Genomic DNA, 1,334 nt, shown 5'->3' on the forward strand with positions numbered 1-1,334 from the left:
GACAGTGAGGATGTGACGTGGTGACGCCGCTGGTGGGTCTGACCCCTCGCCTGACTGACGTCTCGACTGTCCTGTTTGGGATTTGTCGGCCCACCGGGCGTCACCACGCACGCGGCCGGACGGGCGTTTGTGACCTTATAGGAGCTTGGTCCAGAAGCCCCGTCACTGTCTTGTCCACCCGCCCGACCGGCGCGTGCCGCCCTCGGAACGGACACGCCACAAGGACGGACATGACCAGCATGACGCACGACGGCCCGCAGATCACCGGCGGAGTCGACACCCATGGCCTGACCCACCACGCGGCCGTGATCGACACAGTCGGCCGGCACCTGGCCGACCGGGAGTTTCCTGCCACGATCCGCGGCTACCGCGATCTGCTGGACTGGATGCGCTCACACGGCGAGCTCCTCGCGGTGGGCGTGGAGGGCACCGGCGCCTACGGGGCCGAACTCGCCCGGGTGCTGACCGCCGCCGGCGTCACGGTCATCGATGTCGACCGCCCCGACCGCAAGACGCGGCGGATGAAGGGCAAGTCCGACCCGATAGACGCCTACGCCGCCGCGATGGCCGTGCTGTCCGGGCGGGCCACTGGTATCCCCAAGAGCCGGGACGGCCTGGTCGAGGCGGTCCGGGTCCTGCGAATCGCGCGCCGCAGCGCCGTCAAGGCCCGCACCCAGGCGATGAACCAGATCCGCGGCCTGCTCGTCTCGGCCCCCGCGATGCTGCGTGAACAGGTGACAGGGCTGGAGAGGGCAGCCCTGATACGCACCCTGGCCCGGCTGCGGCCCGGCGACGATCTGTCCCGGCCCCTGGCGGCGACCCGGGCGGCGCTGCGGCGCCTCGCCCGCCGCCACCAGGCGCTCGATGAGGAGATCGCCGAGCTGGACGCCGAGATCGGCCCGCTGGTCAAGCAAGCCGCACCCCAATTGCTGGAGCTGTTCGGCGTCGGCCCCGAGACCGCCGGCCAGCTACTGGCCTCGGCCGGGGACAACCCCGAACGGATGCGGTCCGAGGCGGCGTTCGCGCACCTGGCCGGGGTCGCGCCGATCCCGGCCTCATCCGGACGCACCCACCGCCACCGCCTCAACCGCGGCGGCGATCGGGCCGCCAACAACGCCCTGCACACCATCGTGCTCACCCGCATGCGCTTCGACGAACGCACCCGTGCCTACGTCGAACGCCGCACCAAGCAAGGGCTGAACAAGAAGGACATCATGCGCTGCCTCAAGCGATTCGTCGCCCGCGAGGTCTACCGCACCCTGACCAGCACATCAACCGGACGAATCACCCAAACCAACCTCGCTCCAGCCGCTTGACAGCCATAGGAGCATCCC

Annotated in this window: 1 protein-coding gene; it reads left to right on the plus strand. The window is 70.2% G+C overall.

Annotation, left to right across the window (positions count from 1 at the left end; translation table 11 throughout):
* Positions 1-230: 230 nt before the first annotated feature.
* Entirely contained in the window at positions 231-1,316 is a 1,086-nt protein-coding gene (locus tag AC02VZ_RS26005) for an IS110 family RNA-guided transposase (protein ID WP_476476556.1), read from the plus strand.
* Positions 1,317-1,334: the final 18 nt, after the last annotated feature.

This window comes from Streptomyces sp. 3-6 (assembly GCF_056323165.1).